17 protein-coding genes are annotated in these 21,392 nt (G+C 50.5%); 1 reads left to right on the forward strand and 16 read right to left on the reverse strand.

Features of this window, described 5'->3' with window-relative positions:
- Nucleotides 1-43: 43 nt before the first annotated feature.
- Entirely contained in the window at nt 44-1,165 is a 1,122-nt protein-coding gene (locus ACYZZ0_RS06120; protein WP_461535711.1) for an aminotransferase, read from the reverse strand.
- A 38-nt stretch (nt 1,166-1,203) separates the two neighbouring features.
- Nucleotides 1,204-2,157 carry an ornithine cyclodeaminase family protein gene (locus ACYZZ0_RS06125; protein WP_461535712.1) on the reverse strand — a complete coding sequence of 318 codons (954 nt, stop codon included), beginning with the start codon at nt 2,155-2,157 and terminating at the stop codon, nt 1,204-1,206.
- Nucleotides 2,158-2,284: 127 nt separating this feature from the next.
- On the opposite strand from ACYZZ0_RS06125, the gene hisC reads away from it, so the two are divergent.
- On the forward strand, nt 2,285-3,364 hold the full coding sequence (hisC, locus tag ACYZZ0_RS06130; protein WP_461535713.1) for a histidinol-phosphate transaminase: 1,080 nt from the start codon (nt 2,285-2,287) through the stop codon (nt 3,362-3,364).
- A 78-nt stretch (nt 3,365-3,442) separates the two neighbouring features.
- Here hisC and lipA read toward each other — a convergent pair whose 3' ends face one another.
- The 14 genes from lipA to ACYZZ0_RS06200 form a co-directional block, all read right to left on the reverse strand.
- Nucleotides 3,443-4,450 (reverse strand): lipoyl synthase, encoded by a 1,008-nt coding sequence (lipA, locus tag ACYZZ0_RS06135; protein ID WP_461535714.1) that lies wholly within the window; start codon nt 4,448-4,450, stop codon nt 3,443-3,445.
- 158 nt (nt 4,451-4,608) lie between these two features.
- A complete protein-coding gene (lipB, locus tag ACYZZ0_RS06140) occupies nt 4,609-5,274 on the reverse strand; it encodes a lipoyl(octanoyl) transferase LipB (RefSeq protein ID WP_461535715.1) in 666 nt (221 codons plus the stop codon).
- A 94-nt stretch (nt 5,275-5,368) separates the two neighbouring features.
- Entirely contained in the window at nt 5,369-5,647 is a 279-nt protein-coding gene (locus ACYZZ0_RS06145; RefSeq protein WP_461535716.1) for an HP0495 family protein, read from the reverse strand.
- A 14-nt stretch (nt 5,648-5,661) separates the two neighbouring features.
- A complete protein-coding gene (locus ACYZZ0_RS06150) occupies nt 5,662-6,549 on the reverse strand; it encodes a D-amino acid aminotransferase (RefSeq protein WP_461535717.1) in 888 nt (295 codons plus the stop codon).
- A 47-nt stretch (nt 6,550-6,596) separates the two neighbouring features.
- Nucleotides 6,597-7,790, reverse strand: a complete 1,194-nt coding sequence (locus tag ACYZZ0_RS06155) for a D-alanyl-D-alanine carboxypeptidase family protein (protein WP_461535718.1) — start codon at nt 7,788-7,790, stop codon at nt 6,597-6,599.
- 101 nt (nt 7,791-7,891) lie between these two features.
- Nucleotides 7,892-8,797: a septal ring lytic transglycosylase RlpA family protein gene (locus tag ACYZZ0_RS06160; RefSeq protein WP_461535719.1), complete on the reverse strand. Its 906-nt coding sequence runs from the start codon at nt 8,795-8,797 to the stop codon at nt 7,892-7,894.
- Nucleotides 8,797-10,101, reverse strand: a complete 1,305-nt coding sequence (gene mltB / locus ACYZZ0_RS06165; RefSeq protein ID WP_461535810.1) for a lytic murein transglycosylase B — start codon at nt 10,099-10,101, stop codon at nt 8,797-8,799. The genes ACYZZ0_RS06160 and mltB overlap by 1 nt, the downstream gene beginning before the upstream one ends.
- A 199-nt stretch (nt 10,102-10,300) precedes the next feature.
- The gene (gene rodA / locus ACYZZ0_RS06170) at nt 10,301-11,446 is read right to left on the reverse strand and encodes a rod shape-determining protein RodA (RefSeq protein ID WP_461535720.1); all 1,146 of its coding nucleotides are present in this window, start codon (nt 11,444-11,446) and stop codon (nt 10,301-10,303) included.
- Nucleotides 11,443-13,356 (reverse strand): penicillin-binding protein 2, encoded by a 1,914-nt coding sequence (mrdA, locus tag ACYZZ0_RS06175; RefSeq protein WP_461535721.1) that lies wholly within the window; start codon nt 13,354-13,356, stop codon nt 11,443-11,445. Before mrdA ends, rodA begins: the two co-directional genes overlap by 4 nt.
- 205 nt (nt 13,357-13,561) lie before the next feature.
- Nucleotides 13,562-14,029, reverse strand: coding sequence for a 23S rRNA (pseudouridine(1915)-N(3))-methyltransferase RlmH (gene rlmH, locus ACYZZ0_RS06180; protein WP_461535722.1), 468 nt, complete (start codon nt 14,027-14,029; stop codon nt 13,562-13,564).
- Entirely contained in the window at nt 14,029-14,376 is a 348-nt protein-coding gene (rsfS, locus tag ACYZZ0_RS06185) for a ribosome silencing factor (RefSeq protein ID WP_461535723.1), read from the reverse strand. Before rsfS ends, rlmH begins: the two co-directional genes overlap by 1 nt.
- A 198-nt stretch (nt 14,377-14,574) precedes the next feature.
- The gene (locus ACYZZ0_RS06190) at nt 14,575-15,837 is read right to left on the reverse strand and encodes a glutamate-5-semialdehyde dehydrogenase (RefSeq protein ID WP_461535724.1); all 1,263 of its coding nucleotides are present in this window, start codon (nt 15,835-15,837) and stop codon (nt 14,575-14,577) included.
- A gap of 141 nt (nt 15,838-15,978) precedes the next feature.
- Nucleotides 15,979-17,571 carry an ATP-binding response regulator gene (locus ACYZZ0_RS06195; RefSeq protein ID WP_461535725.1) on the reverse strand — a complete coding sequence of 531 codons (1,593 nt, stop codon included), beginning with the start codon at nt 17,569-17,571 and terminating at the stop codon, nt 15,979-15,981.
- Nucleotides 17,568-21,278, reverse strand: coding sequence for a PAS domain S-box protein (locus ACYZZ0_RS06200; protein WP_461535726.1), 3,711 nt, complete (start codon nt 21,276-21,278; stop codon nt 17,568-17,570). The genes ACYZZ0_RS06195 and ACYZZ0_RS06200 overlap by 4 nt, the downstream gene beginning before the upstream one ends.
- Between the last annotated feature and the right edge of the window lie 114 nt (nt 21,279-21,392).

Below are 21,392 nucleotides of genomic sequence, written 5' to 3' on the forward strand. Positions count from 1 at the left end.
CCACATAGGGTCGGGGTATGATGATTCAGAGTTTAAAGACCCGTTAGTTCAGTTCGGCCAGAAACTCGGAGAACTTCTCCAGGCCTTCACGCAGCACTTGCGGATTATTGGCATAGCCAATTCGCAGATAACCTTCCATATCCAGCACACTACCAGGCGTGAACATAACACCCTTGGATTCCAGCAGTTTGACGCACAGCTCTCGTGAGGACATATCAATGTCATACTTCAGCAAGGCTGTTGTTCCTGACTTGGGTTTTACATAAGAAATCTTTGGTTCCTGTGCAATCCAGGCATCCAGAACTTCCCTGTTTTCATGACAAATCTGACGATTACGGTTCAGGATCTGATCACGACATTCCAAAGCAATCGCAGCAAAATGCTCGTCCAACATGCCAACACTGATCGTGTTGTAATCCCGGTGGATACAAATATCATGGATCAACTCTTCAGGCCCGGCAACCCAACCCAGGCGCAAGCCTGCCAGAGAGAAGGTCTTGGACATACTGCTGGTACCAATACCTTTCTCATACAGATCAGCGACAGATGTTGTAAAACCATCACCTTCTGCATTGGTACCCCGATACACCTCATCGTTTAACAAGTAGGCATCACAGGAGCGGGCAATTTCAACCAACTCTCTGAGCATGGGCTCTTCTATCAATGCCCCCGTCGGATTATTCGGGCTGTTTATCACTATAAGGCGAGTATTGTCTGTCACCAATGCCCGCACTTCATCCAGGTCTGGCAGAAACCCGTTTTCCTCTTTTAGTTTAACGATCTGGACATCAGCCCCGTAACTTTCAGGAATCGAGTAATGCTGCTGATAGGTCGGTAAAATTGAGATAACCCTGTCACCGGGATTAACCAGAGTCTCATGCACAAGTGCATTGGCCCCAATGGCACCATGGGTCACCACAATATTTTCGCGCTTCTGTTTTCCATAAAGCTGGATAATGTTGTCACGCAGCCGGTCTGAACCTTCGATGGCTCCGTAAGTCAGCTTCATGGGCAGCAGTTCCTGCAGGATCGCATCCTTTTTTCCGGACATTTCCAGCAGTTGCTCAACGGTCAGTGACTCGACACAGGTTTCAGCCAGATTATATCGGCAGTGGTTTTCATATTCGTTCATCCACATTTCAACACCGAAAGCCTTGATCTTCATGACGGCTCTACCTCTTCATTATCTATTTTTATTAATAACTAGTTCTGGCTAACCAGCTTCCAGATACCATAAGCAATTGCTACATCTTCCAGCCCCAGACCAATCGAACGGAAAAATACCGGCTTGTCATAGTCCGGACGCGGACACTTCTCATTAACCAGATCTGCCAGATCCCCCTTTATGGCAGAAGCATCCCAACCATACTGCTCTTTTGCCAGCACCATTTCACCGGCACTGGCGGGTGTTGTCTTTTTGTAGTCGCAATAGACATCAGCCTTGCCAAGCAATGAAGGCGGTACTTCATGGGCATTGGCAACATTTGTACTGATCGACGTTACCAGTGCCGTGGCCTTGATATCCTGCTCTGAAATCACCGGTGATCCGGAAGATGTACAAAGCATGACCACATCAGCCCCTAAAGCAGCTTCTTGAACGCTGGCAGCAATCTGGACTCTAGAGTCGATACTTTCAATGTCAGCCATGCGTTGCTGATTTTTGGTCAATTCCGGCGCAAATACACCAATAGATTCCCAGTCACGCAATGGAAGAACATGACGCAAATGAGCCAGTCCAACATTACCTGTTCCAATAACAGCGAGGTTTTTGCTCTCGGGAGCCGCCAGACAATCAACAGCCAGTGCCGTTGTGCCGGCAGTGCGCTCAACCGTCAGCAAGCCTGAGTCACACAGTAAAAGTGGTTGCCCTGTCTCCATTGACATCAGGCTGGTCCAGGCCGTGATAATGGGTTTATCCCCGGTGATGAGATAGGGGGACAGCTTGGCACCGAACACTTTTTCTTCTGCCAGTGCGCCCTGATAGGTAATAAAGTCACCTTTATTATCAGGAAATAACGTCAGTGTTTGTGGCGGCTGAACAGCCAGATTGTTTCCCAGATCCCGGAACAGGGAGGACATTAACGCTCTTACGTTTAATTCCGGCAGTAACGCTTTCACTTGCTGTTCATTAACAATGAACGGAGCCTTCTGTGTCATGTTCACTACTCACATCATATTGTGCGACCATCGAAATATACCAGAAAATACACAGTAGACTGCAAAGTATATTTTTATATAATTTCTCTACGCTTCACAGATATAAAAATGGATTGATCTACGTCGTATGAATGGCTCACTTGCATCCCGCCTGGTTCCCGAGAACATCAAGTCTCTTGAGCCTTATCAGTCTGCCCGCCGAACAGGCGGTAAAGGGCATCTCTGGCTGAACGCCAATGAGCTTGAGCAGTGCTGTCAGTACAGTGACGTCCATACGACACCATACAACCGCTACCCGGATTTCCTGCCTCATGAGCTGGAAGCAGCCTATAAAAAATATTGTGGAACAGAAGCCGAGGTTATGGCTGTTCGAGGCGCCGACGAGGCAATTGACTTACTGGTGCGGACATTCTGTCAGCCGGGAGCAGACCAGATCATGATCTGTCCCCCTACTTACGGCATGTATGAGTTTTGCGCCAACGCAGTATCGGTAAATGTAAAGAAGGTTCCCCTGACAGAGGGTTTCGAGCTCGACCTTCAAAGCCTGAAATCAGAACTGTCAGATACCAAGCTACTGTTTCTTTGCTCACCCAATAACCCTACCGGCAATGTTATTGATAAGCAGACTATTGAAGGCTTACTACAAGCCGCACAGGACACGACACTGGTCGTGGTTGATGAGGCCTATATAGAATTTGCCCCGGACACATCCATGGTTGACCTTTTAGAACAGTATCCCAACCTCGTTGTTATCAGAACCCTGTCCAAAGCCTTTGGTCTGGCAGCCGTTCGCTGTGGTTTCCTGATCGCAAACCCGGATGTCATGACTTACATCGCAAGACTGGTAGCACCCTATCCAATTCCGGATCCCTGCGCTGAAATTGCAATATCCGCCCTGTCTCCCGACGGGCTTTCTAAAATGCAGGAACAAACTGAAGACTTGATTGAAACCAGAGACTGGTTCATTTCCCAAATCCGGAACAGTCCTCTGGTTGAGTGCATCTATCCATCGGCAACCAATTTCGTATTGATTAAGGGAAAAGGTCCTGAAGATCTCTATGACCTATTATCACACGCCGGAATTGTCGCCAGAAATCAGACTCACGAGCCTGCGCTAAACAGATGTGTGCGAATCACTATAGGAAGCAGGGCATCAATGGCGGAAGTTATTAAAGTCTTAACCCAAGTCAAAGCCCACCAAGCATAGCGGCTGAAAAGACAGGATATAAAAAAACCGGAACGATGGAGCCATTCCGGTTTTTAGAAGGAACCTGCAGGATTGGATTTATAACCCTACATTGTTCTTCTGCAGAACCTGCTCGGCACGGTAGCTGGAACGCACCAGTGCACCGGATACCACTTCAAGGAAACCTTTTTCCAGTCCCCACTGGCGGTATTTCTCAAACTCTTCCGGTGTTACATAGCGATCAATCGGCAGATGGTTTTTGGTCGGCTGCAGATACTGACCGAAGGTTACGATATCAACTCCGATTGCCCGCAGATCATCCATCGCTTCCACAATTTCATCTTCAGTTTCACCCAGCCCCAGCATCAGACTGGTTTTGGTCAATACGTCGGGGCGATATTTTTTGGAGTGTTCCAGCACAGCCAGTGTTTGCTCATAGCTGGCACGGGGATCACGTACCGGATGGGTCAGTCGTTTTACGGTTTCCACATTCTGGGCAAACACAGCGATACCACTGTCCACAACCTTTTCTACATCAGCCATATTGCCCTGGAAGTCCGGCGTCAGTACTTCAACATCAGTATTCGGATTAACTTCCTTCACCTTGCGGACGCATTCGGCATAGTGACCAGCACCACCATCGTCCAGATCATCTCGGTTGACAGAAGTCAGCACCAGATATTTCAGATTCATCAGGCGTACGCTTTCCGCAGTATTCGCCGGCTCATCCAGATCCAGCCAACCCTTGGGGTTACCGGTATTGACCGAACAGAAACGGCAGGCACGGGTACAGACATCACCCATCAGCATGATTGTCGCGGTGCCGGAGCTCCAGCACTCATTGATGTTCGGGCACATGGCCTCTTCACATACCGTGCTGAGTTTGTGCTGGTGAACAGTGCTCTTGACGTTCTTGTACTTGGTACCAGACTGAGCCTTGATGCGCAGCCACTCCGGCTTGCGCTTTACATTGGTGACAGGCTGCGCACTGCTGGCCTTGATGCCATTCTTGATCGCAGTGATGCCTTTGTCGTTAACAAACTTTTCACCACTGCCTACATGCTCAGCGGCAATCTGAACGGTGGGAATTCTATTACTTTCTTGCATTGAGCCGCCGCCCCGGGTCGATATATTGTCAATATTTCCGATCGTACCGGAATTATTATCCTTAGCCTTATGACAGGGGGCAGGTTTCTGTCAGGTATCGCCTCGCCTGCCAACCCCGTTGTGGGTGTCTATTGATCCTTCACGCCTCGTGCCGCTGCTCAGAACAGAGCAGCAGAAGGCTCACCCTGCCATGCTTCAAACCGTGCTGACTGGTAACCCAGCTCATCCAGCAGACACTGCAGCAGACGTTCCTCTGCTTCGGAATGCTTCGGCATCACTGAAACATGATCTTTCAGCTGGGTGACCGCCATCCCGGCATAACCGCAGGGGTTGATGCGCAGGAAAGGCTCCAGATCCATATCCAGATTGAAGCTTAGTCCATGGTACGAGCGCATTTTACGAAAGCGTAGTCCCAAAGCTGCAATCTTGGCGTCATCAATATACACCCCGGGTGCATCAGGCCGGGCATAGGCTGAGTCCACACCCAGCTGATCCAGCGTTTTGACAATGGCACTCTCTATCGCCGAAACGACTTTTCGAGGCCCACTGCCGGCACGGCGTACATCGATCAAAAGATAGACAACCAGCTGACCCGGGCCATGATAAGTGACCTGCCCACCCCGGTCTACCTGCACTACAGGAATATCATCCGGAGCAAGCACATGCTCGGCCTTGCCGGCCTGTCCCTGAGTGAAAACCGGATCATGCTCCACAAACCAGAGCTCATCCGGAGTATTTTCGTCCCGCTGGTCTGTGAAGGCTTTCATTGCCTGCCAGATGGGCTCATAGGGTTGACGCCCCAGCTTTCTTACTACGATCTCCACGCGCTGTATTCCACGTCTCGTCTATTGCCGCTTTATCCAGAACAGTTCTTGTTGCAGAAACGGGTCCGAACAGAGCCAGACCCTGTAACTACAATCAGAGCACCATTTTGATCCGGCCGCTGGCTTTCAGTTCTTCGAAAATAGCCTTGAGTTGCGGTTCACCGGTCGCCTTGATGGTAACCAGTACAGAAAGGTACTTACCGGTACGGCTGTCGCGCACCTTGGCTTCACCATTGAACTCCGGATCATGCTTTTTCATCACCCGGCAGACAAAGTCTTTAAAATCTGGTGCCGCGTCACCCATAACACGGATGGGGTAATCACAGGGAAACTCAATGCGCGGCGCTTCAGGCGCCTGCTGCTTATCACTCATTCTCTACGTCTCTTTCAGTTTGTAGCCGGCTTCAACCCTGCATTTCCGGACTGTTGTCGAAATGCCTGATAAAGGCCGGCGACATGGTGCCAGACGGCACCTGGCTGCCCTGTTCCCACTGTGCAGCCATCAATAACACCGACAGGCAATATTTCCCGGTTGGAGCTGGTAATCCAGACTTCATCCGCGAGAAACAGTTCATCCTTCGGGATAATACGTTCACTGCAGGTGTATCGTGCATCCGTATTGATCAGCTCTATGGCCAGATCACGGGTCACACCACCCAGAATATTTCGATCTGCTGGCGGGGTGGAAATTTCCCCGTCCTTTACCACAAACACGTTGGTGGCCGAGCCTTCTGTCAGTTCACCCCGGGCATTCAGCAGAATGGCTTCATCCACCTTGGCATCCAGTGCCTCTTGATGGTGCAGCACATTCCCCAGCAACGATATCGACTTGATATCACAGCGCTGCCAGCGGTGATCCTGCAGGGTAATGGCATGAATCGGGCTGACCTTGTTCAGAGAATCCGGCAAGTGACTCTCTAGCGGGCTCAACATCGCAAAAACAGTAGGCTCAGCTTCCGTAGGGAAACCGTGACGGCGAGTCACTCCGGCTCCCCGGGTCACCTGAATATACAATGTCTGGGTGCGACCGGGATTTTTCAACAGCAAAGTGCGTAACATCTTTTGCCATTTGTCATGATCCCAGTCGAGGTCAATCCTGATTTCAGCCAGACTGCGTTGTAACCGGTTGAGGTGCTGGTCCCAGCGAAACAGATGACCATTAAAGACCGGGACAACTTCATAAACGCCATCACCAAATAGAAAACCGCGGTCCATCACAGATATCCGCGCTTCCTGTTGAGGCAGATATTCACCATTCAGATAAACAATACTCATCAGCGCTTATGCTGCCGCCCCCATGTCCCTATTAAGTTTTCAGGCTATCAGCCACCAAACAGCTCGATGAAGAACAGTTTGACTGCATCCAGCAGACGCTTGAACAGGCCGCCTTCTTCTACCGCATCCAGAGCTACCAGCGGTACACTCTCAATCACGTCATCGTTCAGTCTGACTTCAATCATGCCAAGTGTCTGGCCTTTGGCAATCGGTGCAGAGATACGCTTGTCGATCTGCATGGTCGCTTTCAGGTTCTTTTCCTGGCCACGCGGCACAGTAACGACCAGATCCTTGGTCAGACCCAGACCCACTTCATCAGCAGTACCTTTCCAGACCCGGCTGACTTCCAGAGCCTTGCCACCCTTCTTGATTTCAACGTTATCGAAGAAGCGGAAGCCGTAGGTAAACAGCTTCTGGGTTTCGCTGGCACGCGCCCGTTCGCTCTTGGTGCCCAGCACAACAGCAATCAAACGCTGACCGTCACGCTTGGCACTGGCCGCCAGACAGTAGCCGGCAGCACTGGTGTGACCGGTTTTCAGGCCATCGACTGCCTTGTTACTCCACAGCAGAGAGTTACGGTTCGGTTGAGGGTTCAGCGGCTTGCCGGTTTTCTTGTTGACTCCATACTGGAAGTACTTCTCATCATAAAGTGTGTAGTACTCAGGGAAGTCATAAATGATATGTCGGGACAAAGTGGCTAGGTCACGGGCAGATGAATAATGGTTCTCAGCCGGATAGCCCGAAGAATTTACGAAATGAGTATTCTTCATTCCAATCCGGCTGGCAGTAGAATTCATCAAATCGGCAAAAGAACCTTCGCTACCGGCAATATGCTCAGCCAAAGCAATACTGGCATCATTGCCTGAAACGATAATAACCCCCTTCAGCAGGTCTGAAACAGAAACCCTCTCTCCTACCTCAATAAACATGCGGGAGCCACCCATACGCCAAGCTTTTTCACTCACCAACACCTTGTCATCACGATTGATGTTACCACTGGCCAGCTCAGCTTCAGCTACATAGGCCGTCATCATCTTGGTCAGGCTCGCTGGAGGAACCCGGGCATCCGCACCCTGTTCCACCAGTACCTTCCCGGTAACGGCATCAACGAGAATATAGCTGGTAGCGGCCAGCTGTGGCGGGGAAGGAATCATCGCTGCCGCTGCTGCATGAAGGCTGGAAAGAGCCGTCAGCAAGGTACCGACCTGCAGCAGTTTGTTCAGTTTTCTGGAAATCGTCATGTGATCAATATTTCAACAATCAATAAATTCTGTGTAAAAAAGCATCATACGCAGCGAATCTTTATTATAAGGTCGTGCCCTGCTGCGGTGAAAGGTGCGACTTACTCATACACCATATGAGGCTTTGCAAAACCGGAACGGTTCAATTGTTCCAGCAAGGTTTCCAGTTCTCCCGGAGAGTCTACCGGGCCGATACGTACCCTGTAGAAAGGATCCGGTCGCTCTTTTCCTGTCACTACCCGGGCGGATATACCCAGAGATTCATGAACCTTTTGCCGTAACTGGTGAGCATTATCCAGGCTCTTCAGCGCTGCCAGCTGTAAAAACAACTCCGGCTGACCGGCAATACCCGGCTTTTTCACGCCGGTTACTGGCATGACATCAGCTTGTTCCTGGGCAAATACCAACGGATCAATACCTTCCACTTTAACCCGGGCTGTGCCCTTGTTGTGGAAATCCAGTTTTTTGGCTGCAACCCAGGACAGGTCAATCAACCGGTCGCCGTGAAAAGGCCCCCGGTCATTAACCCGCAGAATGACTGACCTCGAGTTTTCAAGGTTGGTAACCCTGACATAGGACGGCAGCGGCAAGGTTTTGTGTGCCGCTGTCATCTTGTACATGTTATAGACCTCACCGTTCGCCGTATGGCGACCATGAAACTTGGCACCGTACCATGATGCTGTTCCGGTCGCTGAATATCCGGCAGAGGAAGCTAGTGGCTTATAATCCACACCGGCCAGTTCATAAGGTGAGTTTTTTATCGGGCCATCATGCACACGAGGAACGGCATCAGGCACCTGACTGACATCAAACCCCGGATTATCCGGGCCTCTGTCCTTGATATGGGGGTCAATAAACGGAGAGTCTTTTCGGCCGGAGCAGCCTGCCAGCAAGGCGAGAGACAGCACGCCGGCCAACATACCGGTCCGGCGAACTGAAATATTCCAGCTACTGCTCTCAATCATCCCATGACCGGAGCAGTAACTTGTCTTGTCGTATATTGTCATCAGCCTTTGGAATCCGCTTCCTTAGCAGATACAGTTGTTGATCCTGATTTTGTCTCTGCAGCTTTCTGTGTGCTGGTCGCCGGTTGGTGTGCATAAGCCTGTTTGACTTCCTGCCCCAACTGATAAACAGCCATTGCATAAAGGTTGCTGCGGTTATAACGGGTGATGACATAGAAGTTCTTCAGCGTCACCCAGTATTCCGGACCGTTTTTGCCATTAAAGCGCAGGCCTGTAGCCTTGGCGCCGGGAGCCAGAATATTGCGCGGTTTCCACCCGTACTTTTGCAATGCTCCAACCGTCTGCTTGGGAGAAGGGCCATCAGTCAGGCCTTCCTCAAAGTTACCTTTGACGTGAGCTCGTGAAGCAACCGGCTTACCCTGCTCCCAGCCATGAACACTCAGATAGTTAGCCACACTGCCAATGGCATCAGCCGGGTCATTCCAGATATCACTGCGGCCGTTGCCACTGAAATCAACCGCGTAAACTCTAAAGCTCGAAGGCATAAACTGGGGAATACCCATGGCACCCGCATAAGAGCCGGTCAGGGATAACGGGTCAAAACCCTGCTCGCGGGACAGGATTAACAGTTCCCGCAATTCCTTCTGGAAAAACTTGGCCCGACGCGGGTAGTTAAAGCCCAGTGTTGCCAGAGAGTCAACGACCCTGAAGCCGCCAGACTGACGACCAAAGTAGGTTTCAACGCCGATAATGCCGACAATAACCTCCGGCGGCACACCGTATTTTATGGACGCTGCGTGCAGCAGGTCAGCATACTTTTCCCAGAACTCGACACCTTTCTTGATTCGAGCATCGGTAATGAAAATATCCCGGTAGCGATCCCATTCCATACGCTTTTCAGCAGGGCGCTCCATGATGCTGACAATGCGTTCCCGGGGTTCAATCTGTTTGAAGAGCTTTTCCAGATAGGCACGGTCCATCTTCTGTTCCCGTACCATCTCATCAATAAATAAACGTACATCTTCACGTTCGTGGAACGCGACGGCAGCTTTTTGTTGTACTTGTTGTTGAGCACCAGCAGTTGCTTGGGTCTCGGTTCCTCCAGCCATCACCTCACCACTTGTCACTAGCAGTGAGCCGCTGACCAGAAACGGGGCCAGCCAGCTTGCCAGCCCGGGTCGCTGAACACGACTCATTGTTCCAATCATGCTTTTCTTCACCTGTTTCCGGGGTACCGGTTGTTGTAAAGGTACCGGCTTACCCATGGCTGTCTGGGTATTTTCATACCCTGTGGTTTCCTCTTTGGTGGTATACAAGCGACAACAGCCCGTGGCAGTCCACCACATCACTCATTCCACCTGAACAAAAAGCTGTAATGCTCTCATCTTCACATGGATGAAGCAGATGCAAAACCCCCAGATTGAGTTTTTACAAAACTAACATAAAGGAAGGTGAAATCTATGACAGGCGGGAAGCTGTCCGGGCCTTTGCCCGAACAGCGATTCAGATACAGAGAAAAGAGCGAAAAAGAAAATTGCTCGCACCTTAGCCGCGAGCAAGCAGGTTTCTGTGAGTATGAACTGACATTAACATGCCAAAACCGGCCATCAGCGTAACCAATGACGTACCACCACGGCTGACCAGAGGTAAAGGCACTCCAACTACAGGCAGAATGCCGCTGACCATACCAATATTCACAAACAGGTAAACAAAGAATGTCAGGGTAATACTGCCTGCCAGCAAGCGCCCGAAAACAGTCTGGGCATTCATCGCAATAAACACCCCTCGCCCGATAATAAAGGCATAAATGGTCAACAGCACCAGCACTCCGGCCAGACCAAACTCTTCTGCCAGTACCGCAAGAATAAAGTCAGTATGGCTTTCCGGCAAAAAGTCGAGGTGAGACTGGGTGCCCAACAACCACCCCTTGCCATAAACACCACCAGAACCGATTGCGATCTTGGACTGGATAATATTCCAGCCGGAGCCCCAGGGGTCACTCTCAGGATTGAGGAAGGTCAGTACCCGCTGCTTCTGATAAGCCTTCATCAAATAATTCCACAGCACCCATAGTGCCGGGATTGCAGCCAGAGCAGCGGAGAAAATTACCCGTTTTCTCAAACCTGCCAACAGCAGTACAAAGACTCCAGAAGCGCCAACCAGCAAGGAAGTACCCAAGTCCGGTTGTTTCGCGATCAGGGCAACAGGCATCGCGATAAGAATCAACGTCACCACTACCGCTTTCACACCCGGAGGCAAAACCTGCCGCGATACCCAGGCTGAAATTACAACCGGCATCACCAGCTTCAATACTTCTGATGGCTGAAAACGAAAACTGCCAAATGCCAGCCAGCGCTGGGCGCCTTTAGCACCATCACCCACCACCAGTACAGCCACCAGCATCAATACCCCTGCAGCATAAAGCCAGGGCGAGCAACGACTGAGAAATCTTGGTGACAACTGGGCAATGCCGATCATCACAACAAAACTGATGCCCAGGTATACCGCCTGTCGAATAACCATGCTGAGGTTACGATCACTGGCACTGTAGAGCACAAATAAACCGCACCCTGTCAGCAACAGCAACAGTGAAATTAACCAGGGATCAATATGCCACCGGGTCAGCAGCGGCGTTTGCTGCCCCAGATTATGACCGGACTCAGCCTGTCTGAGAAAATCATGCTGGCTCATCCGTTCTCTCCCTGGCTGGATTTCACGGCATCACTCTTTTCTGCCACTTTTTTGTCATCCATCATCCCGGGCCTCAACAGATAGGCATCCATGACATCACGCACCAGGTTGGCTGATCCCTTGTTGTTTTCGAGAATCGCCGCGACGACAATTTTGGGGTTCCGGGTCGGAGCAAAGCCGGCAAACCAGCTGTGATCACGCTGAAACTCTTTTAGCTTTTCAGCATCATATTTTTCGCCTTGAGGAATACTCACAACCTGTGCCGTACCGGTTTTACCAGCAATGTCATACTTTCGTTTGCGACCAATACGCCAATAGGCCGTCCCCGTCTGATCACTGACCACATCGTCCAGAGCATCAATGACCAGATCCCAGTAGGCATCATTCTGGAGTTTCACATCCCGGCTTTCCGGACGCTTCTCGACCAGATTGGAAGACATATCACTGCTGTCATCATTCAGCGGTTCATTTTTGGCCAGTCTGGGTTTTATATACTTGCCCCGGTTGGCAATCATCATGATCGCTTCTGCCAGTTGCATTGGAGTGGACAGCATATAGCCCTGACCAATGATGGCGATAATGGTTTCACCCGGATACCAGGGCTGGTTGTACAGCGCTTTTTTCCAGATTCTTGAGGGCAGCAAACCTGGTCGCACTTCACCGAGGTCAAGCTCTGAGGTTTCACCCAGGCCAAATCTGGAAACAAAGCTGTGCATATTATCGATACCCAACTTATTGGCCTGGGCATAGAAATAGGTATCGTTGGATACGACAATGGCTTTCTTCAGGTTCACCCAACCATGCCCCTGTCGTTTCCAGTTACGGTATTTGTGCTCGTTGCCCGGCAATCGGTAAAAGCCCGGATCAAATACCCTGTCGGAAGGAGTGACAATATTATTTTCCAATAGCGCCAGTGCCATGACCGGCTTTAATACGGAAGCAGGCGGGTATTCTCCCAACGTCGCCCTGTTGTACAGTGGTCGGTTGATATCATCCCGCAATGCACTGTAAGTCGGAGAGTCGATACCGGTTACAAACAGGTTGGGATCAAACCCTGGCGTACTGACTAATGCCAGCACACCACCGGTTTGCGGGTCGATCGCAACAACAGCTCCTCGTTTATTACCCAGCGCCTTGACCGCAGCCTCCTGCAATTCAGCATCCAGATACAGGTCAAGATTTTGCCCGGGCTCTGGCGGGACTTCTTTCAGCACCCGGAGCACCCGTCCCCGGGCATTACTTTCAACCTCCTGATAACCAGGCTTACCCATTAATATCGGTTCGTAATACTTTTCCAGACCGATCTTGCCGATGGTATCGGTACCGCTGTAACGGCTGGCATCAACCGATTTCAACTCGCGCTCATTGATACGGCCCACATAACCAACTGAATGAGCAAAGTCTTTACCGAAGGGGTAATAACGAATAAGTCGAGCCGAGACCTCTACGCCAGATAGACGGAACTGATTAACCGCTATTCGGGCAATCTCATCTTCGGTCAGGTTATATTTCAGCGGGACTTCTTCAAACGGGCGGCGACGACGAACCCGGTCACGGAATTTTTTAATATCGCTATCATCGAGCGCTATCAACTCCTGCAGGGCAGCCAGCGTATGATCCATACTGTCCACCCGTTCCGGCACTACGACAAGCAGAAAACTTGGCCGGTTATAGGCCAGCAGTTCACCATGGGTGTCATAAATCAAACCCCGGGTCGGGGGCAGCGGGCGAAGGTGAATACGGTTTTCATCGGAAAGCGTTGCCAGATCATCATGCTGGTCAACCTGAAGATAGACAAGGCGTGAAATCAAAACTGCTGTCAGCAGCAACATGCAGACCAGCGCCAATAGCAGCCTGATGTTTACGATACGCCCTTCCTGGGAATAATTTTTAAATGTTTCTAATGACATCAGTCAGTCGCTGGAATTTCAGAAAAAGAAGAAATGCCTGCTTTTATAAATTCTACGTAATCAATATTCGTATATTTAAAAAGATGCCTGTTCAGGAAACCCGGAACAGGCATCTGCAGCTTCAGGTCATATCGTCTGACACGACATGACCCTCGTCAAGCCGGAGAGTTTTCCGACTTTAACTAAAAACCACTAATGGACAGCATTATTTGTGGTAGGGGTGGCCAATCAGCAGGGTCCATGCCCGATACAGCTGTTCGGCAACCAACACCCGTACCAGAGGATGTGGCAGGGTCAGGGGGGACAGTGACCACAATTGCTCGGCTCGGGCAACCGCTTCGGGAGCCAGTCCTTCAGGACCACCCAGCAATATGCTGACATTACGTCCGTCTTCCTGCCAGCGCCCAGCCTGCTGTGCCAGCTGTTCAGTCGACCAGGATCGACCACCGACTTCCAGTGCGATAACCCGGTCTCCAGGACGAATAGCTGCCAGCATTTGCTCACACTCACGCCGGCGCAAACGGGCAAGATCGCTGCCTTTTCCCCGTTTGCCTAATGGAATTTCGACCATTTCCAGTGAAAATTCCTGCGGCAGGCGCCGGGCATATTCCTGGTAACCTTCTTCCACCCAGCGGGGCATCCGGCTACCAACTGAAATGATACGAATACGCATTATTCAGCCGCTTGGGCCGCTGCTTCTTCAGTTTCCCACAGGCGTTCAAGGTCATAGAACTCACGGGTAGCCGGCAGCATGATATGGGCAACCACATCACCCAGATCCACCAGAACCCATTCAGATTTATCGGTGCCTTCCAGACCAACAGGACGAATGCCGTGCTTCTTGCAGGCATCGATAACATTATCAGCCAGAGACTTCACATGGCGGTTGGAGGTCCCGCTGGCAATCACCATATAGTCAGTAATACTGGTCAATTGACTGACATCCAGTGCTGTAATGTCGTTACCTTTCAGCTCATCAATTGCATTGACAACCAACTGCTTGATTTCATCTGATTGCATGAAGTTGCGGATACCTTTTTGTAATTGAGAATATGACAGCCATGAGCAGAAAATGTAGCTCATCCGGTCATATGAAAATAGCTACAGAACCTGATATAGCTGTATTTTCATAGTAAATAGCAGTTTAGCGACTCATGCCGGGAGATTGAACCGGCACTTGCCGCAACATAGGTTCGTCACTGAAATCGGGTCTACCGGTTATTTCCGGATATGACCGTCACCCAGCACAACGTACTTCTGAGAAGTCAGGCCTTCCAGTCCGACAGGTCCACGGGCATGAATCTTATCGGTGGAGATACCGATCTCAGCACCCAGACCATACTCAAAACCATCGGCAAAGCGGGTAGAAGCATTGATCATGACAGAACTGGAGTCGACCTCACGCAGGAATTGTCTGGCACGGGTATAGTTCTCCGAGATCAGGGCATCCGTATGGTGCGACCCAAACCGGTTGATATGAACGATAGCCTCAGCCATATCAGCAACCAACTTGATACTCAGAACCGGCGCCAGATATTCGGTGCTCCAGTCTTCTTCGACTGCTGCCTTGATATCGGGCAGAACAGTTTGTGCTTTCTCACAGCCCCGCAGCTCAACACCATGCTCATCATAAGCCTGCTTCAGTCTGGGCAGAATCTGCTCCGCAATATCGGTATGAACCAGCAGAGTTTCCATGGTGTTGCAGGTGCCATAACGGTGGGTCTTGGCATTCACTGCAATATTAAAAGCCTTGTCCATATCAGCCTGGTCATCGATATACACATGACAGATACCATCAAGGTGTTTGATCACTGTCACCTTGGCGTCCTGACTGATGCGTTCAATCAGGCCCTTACCGCCACGAGGAACAATGACATCAATAAACTCTGGACGGGTAATCATTTCGCCAACGACTGCGCGGTCGGTTGTCTCGATAACCTGTACTGCATGCTCCGGCAGTCCGGCTTGCTGCAGACCGTTTCGAATACAGCTGGCAATTGCCTGATTGGAATGGATTGCTTCACTGCCACCCCGCAGAATAGTTGCATTGGATGACTTCAGGCACAGACTGGCTGCCTCGACCGTCACGTTAGGACGGGATTCATAAATAATACCGATCACACCCAGCGGAACCCGCATGCGTCCGACCTGAATACCACTGGGTACATAGTTCAGATCAGTAATATCGCCGACCGGATCAGGCAGGGAAGCAACCTGTTGCAGTCCTTCGATCATGGTATCGATTCGGGCTTCGGTCAGTTCCAACCGGTCAACCAGTGCATCCGGCAGACCTTTTTCCCGGGCAACATTCATATCCTTTCGATTGGCTTCTGCCAGAGTTTCTCGGGATGCATCCAGTGCTGTGGCTATTGCTGCCAGAGCACCATTACGGTCAGCCAGTGTGGTACTGGCCATCGCCGCAGCCGCTTCTCGCGCTTGCCGGCCAACCTGTTGCATATAGCTCTGAATAGAATTTGTCACAGTAACTCCATCCTTATGCTGTAAGGCACGTCTTTATTTTACTCTATGAAAATGCCCGCCGGCTGTTGCAGGGGCAGGCCGATAATAACACCAGCCCGCCCGCTACTGTGACTAATTCGTTGATTCAACGCTCAGGAGGTGTCAGGCAATAGGCAGAGTAAAGCTGAAGGTTGTTCCCCCTTCAGGGTTGCGATCTGCCCAAAGCTTGCCACCATGAGTCTGGATAATGGACATACAAACTGACAGTCCGATCCCCATACCATCCGACTTGGTGGTATAGAAAGGCGTAAACAGTTTTTCTTCAGCACCTTCCGCCAGGCCATGCCCCCGGTCTTTCACCGCAATTTCAACAAACTCATCATTGACGGTAACAGTTGAAATCCGAATACCCTCTGTCTTTCCCGGCGCATCACGCATGGCTTCCATCCCGTTACGCAGCAGGTTAAGAGCGACCTGCTGAATCTGTACCGGATCGACTCTGACAGCAGGCAGGGTTTCTGCCAGTTCAGAGTGAATTTCAATGCCATTGTTACGGGCATCCACTTCTGCCAGCCTGACAACATCCTGAACCAGACGATTACAGTCCACCTTTTCCAGACAATGGTCAGGCTTTTTAACAAAGCTTCTGATTCTGGAAATAATCCCGCCAGCCCGGCGAGCCTGACTGGAGATTTTTTCCATGGCCTCAATCAGACTCTCTGTGTCCAGAGGCTCCCGCTTCATCAGTCGCTGACTAACCTGGGCATAATTTGAAATAGCAGTTAGCGGTTGATTCACTTCATGTGCAAAACCGGCGGCCATTTCCCCCATCGTACTCAGTCGTGATACGTGGGTTACTTTTTCCTGCTGAACTTTCAACTCTTCCAGAGCTTTATCCAGAGCCGCCTGTTGACGTTTTTTCTCGGTGATATCGCGGAAAACCATAACCCCGCCATTAAGGGCTTCACCGGAAAAAATTGGATTACAGGCCAATTCACAATCAAAGGCGTCACCACTCCTGTTGGCTATCAGCACATCATCTTCAGCACCGGACTCTCCTGTCGTCAGCATTTTATCCATCAGGCTTGCAACCGCGTTGTTTGCCGTACCTTGAGGTTTCAACATATCGGTTAGCGGTGCTCCGACAGCCTCGGTCTCGCTCAGCCCTGTCATGTGACAAGCGGCTGGATTAGCAAAAATAATGGTGCCTTCGGCATCAAAACCAAAGATGCCTTCACTCATGCTCTCGAGAATACGCTGGTTCTCCGCCTCCAGCTGACGGTTACGACTGGAGAGTGCCTGCTCCAAGCGGTGAATTTTTAACTGAGTTTCAACCCTGGCAATGACTTCTTCAGCCTGAAACGGCTTGGAAATAAAGTCTACCGCCCCGGTTTCAAGGCCTTTCACCTTGTCCCGGGTATCATCCAGAGCAGACAGGAATATAACCGTAATATCTGATGTCTCCGGATCTTCTTTCAGTCGCCTGCAGACTTCATAACCATCAATCCCCGGCATCATAATATCCAGCAGCACCAGAGCCGGCTTGCCCTTGTGAGCAATATTCAGGGCACTTTCACCATTCTTGGCCACCAGTAACTTGTAGCCGCGCCCCGACAGGGTCTGCAGCAAAACCTGCAGATTGGTCGGGTTATCGTCAACCAGCAGAATACGCTCTGGAGAATCTGTCGCCTGAGTGTCCTGCCCGTTGGTATCATTCAGTGCAGCTGACGTCTGGCCCGGGTTTTCAGAGTTCATAGTGAGATGTACTTCTCTCTCAAGGATAAATAAAACGTTTCAAGCTGATCCATATCGACCGAGCGGCATAACTGCAAGATGTACTCGGCATCTTCCGCATGGCCATACTGCCGGGCTTTATCTGCAGCCTGACCAGCTGCTTCAATATCACCCAAAGCAATAGCCTGCCCTAACATATCAAGCCAATGCAGATCAGAACATGATGTTGCTACCGGATTATTCGGTGGTACTGAACGTGATTCAGATATCGATGTATCTGACGCATGTTGTTCATACTTCAGTCCCAGTAACTCGGCAATAACTTCCAGTAGCTCAACCGCTCTGAAAGGCTTGCTGACATAAGCATCGAAACCCAGTTCATGGTAATGGTGCTGCAGTCTTTCATTCACACTTGCCGTCACTGCAACAACAGGTACTTCAAGTTTCAGGTGCTGGCGCAGCTGGCGGATCACATCCATGCCGGAGATGCGTGGCATGCGAATATCAAGTAGCACCAGATCAAATACCTGTTCACGCAAATACATCAACGCCTGTTCGCCATCAGAAGCCTGTTTTACTCTGAAACCGGCGCCAGTCAACAGTTTAAGTAAAATATCGCGATTGATCGCGCTGTCATCGACTACCAGGATATCCGGGCAACAGCCTTGTGGTAGCCCCAGGTTTTTCCCTTCATCGAGAGGTTTACTTAGGAGTGCCGTCGGCGCAGTGGCAGGAATCGGATATATCGGGTGTTCGAAAATGAAGGTACTGCCTTGCCCTGGGTTGCTCTCGACCTGCAGCCTTCCACCTAATGCTTCCACCAGTCTCAGGCTAATGGCAAGCCCCAGCCCGGTACCACCTTCTTCCCGGGTTGAAGTGAGCTGTCTGAAAGGATCAAAAATAACATCCAGATCCTGCTGTTCAATGCCTACACCGGTATCCACCACTTTCAGGATTAAATTTTGCCGAACCTCACCAGCCTTACTCTCTGAATCAGGACGTCCTGCTGCAGCCGGTTGTATCGATACAGCCAGCTGCACCTTTCCTTCATAGGTATACTTAATAGCATTGCCAACCAGATTTATCAGAATTTGCCGTAATTTGGTTTCATCGGTGAACAGCGTTTCTGGCAAATCTGTGCCTGTTTCCAGCTCAAATACCAGCCCCTTGTTATCTGCCCGAGCCTTCAGCATCCGATGTACGGCCTGAAGCGTATGCCGCAACTCAGCCACTTCCCAGTGTAATTCCAGCCCGCCACTTTCGATTTTGGTCAGATCAAGAATGTCATTAATCAACGTCAACAAGTGCTGGCCACAGCTCTCTATAGCCTGCAGGTTTTCCCGTTGTGAAACCGAAACCAACTCACCCTGCAACATAATCTGGGTGTAGCCCAGGACACCATTCAGCGGTGTCCGTAACTCATGACTCATATTGGAAAGAAACTGGCTCTTCGCATGGTTTGCAGCTTCTGCTTCATCCCTGGCCTTGCGAATTTCCAGTTCCGCCTGCTTATAAGTTGTGACATCCCTTGCAATACCTTCCACAGCAGATACCTGCTGCTGTGAATCCAAGGCTGCCACTTCAAAGATTTCCAGAATCCGCTTGCTGCCATCAGCATGCGTCATTTCACAATAGTAGGCAGGACGCTTGCCGCCTCTGGAAAGTGCACGACTGTTCTCATAGACAACCCGGTTCATTGAATTGGCTGTCAGAAAACCTCTTGCGCCTTCCATATATTCTTGCTGGCTATACCCCAGAATTCGTTTGACTGAAGGTGTTACATAGGAGTAGCGCCCGTAAATATCATGGGAGTAGAAGAAATACGCCTGCTGTAATCCTTCAACCAGTCGCCGGTAGCGCTCTTCACTCTGCCGTAACGCTTCATCTGCTCGCTTGCGGTCACTGACATCACGAATGGCACAGGCAATTTGCATCCCGGCATCGGTCTGAATCGGATTAATAGTGACCTCGACCGGGAATTCATCGTCATGACGAGTCAATCCGGCGAACTCAAAGCCATGACTGCTGGCAATCATTTTGCTATTACTTTCACCCTGAAATATTGGATGCTTACCATGCAACCTGGCAGGAGCCAGTTTCATAACTGACTCACCAAGCAAGGCCTTGCGGGGATAGTCAAACAGATCTTCCGTACGGCTGTTTACCATCGTAATCATGCCCTTCGGTGAGCAGATCACCATGGCATCCGGCGATGCTTCCAGCAGGCTGTAAAACTTGTCAGAATCATTCACTCGGTCAGTAATATCGTGACCCATTCCCTCCAGACCGGAAATCTCGCCTCGGGTATCTTTCACCGGAACCGTAAAAAACTCGATCCGCCTCAAACTGCCATCTTTATGTCGCATTTCCAGTTCATAGGCCGATGGCTCTTGTCTCCCGCCATTTGCAGTCGAAAAATTCCGGGCCGGAAACTTAACATTCTGCTGCAGGTATTCGTCAGGGCTGAAACCAAGAATCCCTTCCAGGGATGGACTCACATGCGCAACACAACCATCAGTTGTACAGGCAAAATAGAAGTATTTACCCCGCAAACCTTCAGCAATTCGTCCGAGATTGGTTGCCCTGGCCTCATGCAAAGCCAGATCCCGCTCCTCCAGCCGTTGCACCATCGTTAAGAAGCTTCGGGACAGAGCTCCTGCCTCATCAGAACTATCTGTCTGTAGTGCAGTCAGGGGTTTGCCATCAGTGAAAGCTTTTACCGCAGCTGTCAGTTGACGTAATGGGCGAGTCAGCAGTCCCGACAAGTTCCAGACACAAATAACAATCAACACCAATGAGCCCAACATGACCAGCGCCGCTATTCTGGCCTGATGCTTGGCCGGAAATAGCGCCTGGTCTTTGGGAATACCGGTAAGCAGAACCCAGTTACTCACTCTTACCGGTGCTGCGAATAACCAGTACTCTTTATCGTTACGGTCATACTGCCTGGTATGAAATGTGCTCCCCTGCCGCAGTCCATAAGCCATGGAATCCCAAAGCGCCTGAATGCCTACATTGTCAGTCTCTGTGTCACTGGGGGTAAGATCCCAATTGCTGCTGCTATCAACAATCCGGCCTTGTTCCGAGAAAAGGGCAAAGTGCAGATGAGTATTGGCTCGCTGGGTTATACAGGTGCGTAATAGCACCATCGGAATCTGGAGTACGATTACGCCGATCCGGCTGCCAATATGAGCAAAACTACAGGCATAAGTAACACAGCTGGTTTGATTGGAAAGCAGTCCGGGGATATCAGTCATCCAGCGACTTTGTCCGGGAAAAGCAGACAGGGTGTCCAGTTCCTGCATAATATCTGATCTGATTCGGGCCGCTTTGGTTGTAGTCAGTGCGCCTTTATCCCGCTCTACCCAGATAACATCTCGAGTTGTAACATTTTCCTCATTCCGGGCATCTGAAAAGTAGGCTCCTATGGAAAACAGGGTCAGGTTCATCTGCATTATTGCATGCAGAAAGTCGATAACTTCTTCAGCATCATATTCATGCTGCGCCCCCATCATGGAACCCGTCATACGGGCTGCCTGATTAACCTCTACCAGCAAACTATCAAGCTTGCTGGCATAGTGCAGAGCCGCCTCCTCCATTTTCTGCTCAACATCTGCGGTTGTCAGGCGTACCGACTGATAGAGATTTACCCCGAAAATCAGGTTATACAGCAGAGTCACCGGAATAACGGTATAAAAAATAATTTTCTGCCGAATGGAAAAAAGCACCGATGCTTCACCTCTGTTTAAATATTCTGGTGAAACGCCGCAATGCATGAATAGCTCAACATGAGTGGTTGAAAATAATGATCTACACCCTTGCCTGCATTGTCAGCCCCTCTC

The sequence above is a fragment of the Spongorhabdus nitratireducens genome, assembly GCA_947387575.1.
Classification (GTDB): Bacteria; Pseudomonadota; Gammaproteobacteria; order Pseudomonadales; family Endozoicomonadaceae; genus CANDOC01.